We start from the raw sequence: 3,963 nt of genomic DNA, 5'->3' as shown, positions 1-3,963 counted from the left end.
CCTGGGCGTTGCGCTGGGCCAGCCAGCGCTCGTGGACCGGGTCGCCGGTGCCGTCGCGGCCCTCGACCGGGACCGGGAAGGCCAGGTTGATGTTCCGGGAGGGCAGCAGGAGGCGGACCTCGACCGACTCCGGGCGCCGGCGGCCCTCGTGGATGTGCCGGACCGGTTCGCTCAGCGCCAGCATGAGACTCTCGGCCGTCAGGCAGACCGCGTCGATCCGCACACGGTCCTGTGCGAAGGCATCCACCAGCCGGGGCGCCAGCCCCACCATCGTCGGCTGGGGCTCCTCCCGGGCGGGGGCCGGCTCGGCGATCCGCGGTGGGCTGCCCTTGCTGACGTTACTGAGGAGGCCGTCCTCCTGGAGCGCGCGCAGGGCCTGGCGCACGGTGCCGCGCTCCACGCCGAACTCCTCGGCGAGTTCGGCCTGGGTGGGCAGGCGGTCACCCGTCCTGAGCTCGCCGGTGCGGATGCGTTCCCGCAGGATGTCGGCGATCTCCTGGGGCGTGAGCCTTCTGCTGCCGTTCACTGACACGTTCTCCTGGGCCACGACCAAACGCTACAACTGTGATCCATCTAAAGGGAGTTGCTTGAAAGTTGTTTATGAGTAGGGACCAAGTGGGGACAACATAGACCTAGTTGGTTGCCAACTCCACCAAGTTGGCGAAAGTTCGGAGGTTCCGCCTCCGTTCCGTTCCACATCGCCGCACCCGTCCGCCAGGAAGCCCGAAGGGGGGAACACCGTGCCCGTCCTCGCCCTTGTCTCCGCCGTTCTCGTCATCACCCTGGAGCAGTTCGTCCAGTGGAAGTACGGCGTCGCCGGCATCATCGGCCTGCTGTTGCTCACCATAGGCATCAAGGCCAAGAGCCCGGGGGTCAGCTCCGCCGGGGCGGTCCTGCTCGCGCTGCTGGTGGCGCGGCCCGCCCTGTGAGCCGCCCGGCGGGCCGTCCCGGTCCCCCTCGGTCCGACGGCTGCGGCCCGGCGTCCGCGGGGGACGTCAGCCCGTGAGCACCAGCTCCGAACTGATCGTCTCCCACAGCGCGTCGAACCACCGGTGGGACTGCTCCACGAACGCGGTGTCCCGCGGACCGTCGCCCCGCTCGAAGGCGAACAGCAGGGACCGGATGCCCTGCACGTCGTACGTCTCCAGGTTCTCGTGGTCGGCCGACGCCTCGCGGCGCGCCGGCGTGTAGTGGGCGAACAGCGCCACCTCCCCGTTGAGCAGGTACAGCTTCACCGGCGGGGTGAAGGGCAGGGCGCGGAACGAGACGCGCACGTCGATGCCGTGCGTGGCGCGCAGGGCGAGCAGGTTGTGCCGGAACACCTGCCCCTGGGCGTTGCGCTGGGCCAGCCAGCGCTCGTGGACCGGGTCGCCGGTGCCGTCCCGGCCCCCGACCGGGACCGGGAAGGCCAGGGTGATGCTCCGGGAGGGCAGCAGAACACGGACGTCGATCTTGGCCGGTTTCAGTTGCCCGGCGTGGATCCGGCGCAACGACTCGCCGAGGGCGAGCGTGAGGGAGACCGAGGTCAGGCAGACGGCGTCGATCTCGACGTGCTCGGCCGCGAAGGCGGTGGCGATGCGGGGCGCGAGGGCCGCCGTGGTGGGCAGCGGAGGCGCCGCGGGGCCGGTCGGCGCGCTTTCGGCGGCGACGGCGACGGTCGCCGGGGCTCCCTTGGAGACGTTGGTGAGCAACTGCTCGGACTGCAGGATGCGCAGGGCCTGGCGCACGGTGCCGCGCTCCACGCCGAACTCCTCGGCGAGCCGGGCCTGCGTGGGCATGCGCTGCCCCGGCCGCAGCACTCCGGACCTGATCCGGGCGCGCAGCTCGTCGGCCACCTCGCGATGTGCCCTCTGTGGCCGCTGCGGTCTCTTCCGTCCCTTGACGGAGGCGTATTCCGGGTCCACGACTGAACACTACAACTTCCCGCCATCTTTGGGCAGTTCACATGGAGGTGGTTATGAGTCGCCTCCAAGTGGAGATAAGTGAAGAGAAGTTGGTAACCAACTTGAGCAACATGGTTGGCCCTCAAGGAGGTTGGCCACCAGGGCAACGGTTGGGGACCACCGACGACAAGGGGGATCGTCATGCCGCTCATCGCCGTCGTCCTCGCCGCCCTGGCCGTGGGGTTCGAGCAACTCGTCCAGTGGAAGTACGGGCCGATGGGGATCATCGCCTTCGTCGCCCTCACCGTGGGCATCAAGGCGCGGAACACCACGATCGGCGGCATCGGCGCGGTCATCCTGGTGATGCTGCTCGCCCAGTCGGGCTGACGGCACACCCCCGCGGACCACCGACCGGGTTCTCCTCCGGAGGGGAGCCGGGAGCCCCGTCGGTCGCACCACCCGCACAACCACAACCACAACCACAACCACAACTGAACAGCTCGCTACGGATGAGCGCACACCCGTCGTCGAGGAGAGGAGGCAGGCAGCAGGAGCGCGGGAGCAGCGCTCAGAACATGTCCGGGCACCACGGTCGCCTGGAAGTACGCAGCAGGGCGTCGGCCTGACGGGCGGCGCCCGCTCGTTCTTCCCGCACCCGGCCCAGGGCCGCCAGCCGCACCGCCGACTCGTCGCCCAGCCACAGCGCCGCCAGGTCGGAGACGTCCAGCACGAGGTCGGCGCTCTCGCCGGTCGGGGCGCAGGAGCCGGACCCGTCCGCCGACGCCCGGAGCCGGTACCGCCCGCCGGTCAGCCCGTCGCGGTCGGACACCTCCAGCACCAGCGAACCCGCCGCCTCGTACGTCCGCGCCTCCAGCGCCCGTACGACGTCCAGGAGGCGCACCCAGAGCCAGTCCGCCTGTGTGGTGACGGCGGCGGCGCGCGGGTCCAGGAGGAAGTGCGGGAGCAGGTCGTCGGGGGCCCGCCAGCCGCTCTTCACCTTCACCACCCAGTCGATCGAGCACAGGTAGTGCCACAGCGCCCGCTCGGCGGCCGGGGTCACCCCGATCAGCCAGTCCACGCTCGCCGTGTTCAGCGGCTGCTTGGCGTCGCCCCAGGTGTCGTCCGCCCGGTAGGCGACCATGCCCTCGACCTCGCCGTCCGCCGAGCGGTACACGGCGAAGCAGGGTTCGCTCCAGGTCGGGTGGAAGCGCACGGCGCCGGTGGCGAGCCGCCACCACAGGTCGGTGCGGCTGACGGCGCCCGGCTGGGCCCGGCGCAGCCGCTCGTGCAGGTCGGGGCCGAGCTTGCGCACGTCCTCCCCGTCCACGAGGTCGACGCGGCCGCCGTCGTCCGGGCCCGCCCACCGCGGGTCGAGGCCGGTGCGCGGCACGTCGATCGTCCACTCGGTCGCCGTGGTGGCGGGGCCGAAGCCGTAGCGGCCGTAGATCGGGTACTCGGCGGCGATCAGGGTCGCCACGACGTCCCCGTTCTCCTTCGCGGCGGCGAGGTCCTGGGCCATCATGCGGGTGAGCAGGCCCCGGCGGCGGTGGGTGGCGGTGACGGTGACGTTGGTGATGGCGTCGGCGGGCACGGTCGCGCCGCCGACGACGGTGAGCTCCTGCGCGAAGGAACGGAACGTCGCGACGCAGCGCCCCTCGTCGAAGGCACCGAGCAGCCGGCCGGGGAGGAAGTGCCGGCGACGCGCGTCGACCACTTCCGGCGGAGAGGTGGGCTCCCGCAGGAACCCGGCGTTGAGAGCCCGGTTCCAGTCGTCGAACTCGGTCTCGGCGATGGGGCGTACGTCCATGGCGGCGCGGGAGGTCATGGGCTCACGGTAGGGCGCGGGCCGGAAGGGTGTCGCGCGGTTTTCCGCGGGCACCTTCCCGGCGCGTTCCCGGCACCTTTCCGGCGCGTTCCCGGCACCTTTCCGGCGCGTTCCCCGGGCCTTCCGGCGTGCGCGGGCCCTTCCCCCGGGGCCGGTCCGCACGCGCCCGGATCCGTCCTCCGCCCGTGCCCGGATCCGTCCTCCGCCCGTGCCCGGATCCGTCCTCCGCCCGTGCCCGGATCCGTCCTCCGCCCG

Annotated in this window: 5 protein-coding genes; 2 read left to right on the top strand and 3 right to left on the bottom strand. The window is 71.7% G+C overall.

Annotation, left to right across the window (positions count from 1 at the left end; genetic code table 11):
• Nucleotides 1-547 (bottom strand): GntR family transcriptional regulator (locus tag B7L92_RS26795; RefSeq protein ID WP_255311148.1); only part of this gene is annotated, 547 nt, incomplete at its 3' end.
• Between the two features lie 193 nt (nt 548-740).
• Here B7L92_RS26795 and B7L92_RS26790 point away from each other — a divergent pair.
• Nucleotides 741-929 carry a hypothetical protein gene (locus B7L92_RS26790; protein ID WP_016825638.1) on the top strand — a complete coding sequence of 63 codons (189 nt, stop codon included), beginning with the start codon at nt 741-743 and terminating at the stop codon, nt 927-929.
• 66 nt (nt 930-995) lie between these two features.
• Here the strand turns inward: B7L92_RS26790 and B7L92_RS26785 are convergent, their stop codons facing one another.
• Nucleotides 996-1,904 (bottom strand): GntR family transcriptional regulator, encoded by a 909-nt coding sequence (locus B7L92_RS26785; protein WP_081239950.1) that lies wholly within the window; start codon nt 1,902-1,904, stop codon nt 996-998.
• A 180-nt stretch (nt 1,905-2,084) separates the two neighbouring features.
• Here B7L92_RS26785 and B7L92_RS26780 point away from each other — a divergent pair, with 180 nt between their 5' ends.
• On the top strand, nt 2,085-2,270 hold the full coding sequence (locus tag B7L92_RS26780) for a hypothetical protein (protein ID WP_081239949.1): 186 nt from the start codon (nt 2,085-2,087) through the stop codon (nt 2,268-2,270).
• Between the two features lie 181 nt (nt 2,271-2,451).
• Here the strand turns inward: B7L92_RS26780 and B7L92_RS26775 are convergent, their stop codons facing one another.
• Complete coding sequence (locus tag B7L92_RS26775) at nt 2,452-3,708, bottom strand: GNAT family N-acetyltransferase (RefSeq protein WP_081239948.1); 1,257 nt, start codon at nt 3,706-3,708, stop codon at nt 2,452-2,454.
• Between the last annotated feature and the right edge of the window lie 255 nt (nt 3,709-3,963).

It is taken from the genome of Streptomyces viridosporus (assembly GCF_002078235.1).
GTDB classification, from domain to species: Bacteria; Actinomycetota; Actinomycetes; order Streptomycetales; family Streptomycetaceae; genus Streptomyces; species Streptomyces viridosporus.
This window is presented reverse-complemented; position numbering and strand designations above follow the sequence as displayed.

Bases quoted from the DNA above. Each gene is read 5' to 3' on its own strand.
- B7L92_RS26780 (WP_081239949.1), top strand. From the start codon at position 2,085: ATGCCGCTCATCGCCGTCGTCCTCGCCGCCCTGGCCGTGGGGTTCGAG.
- B7L92_RS26775 (WP_081239948.1), bottom strand. From the start codon at position 3,708: ATGACCTCCCGCGCCGCCATGGACGTACGCCCCATCGCCGAGACCGAG.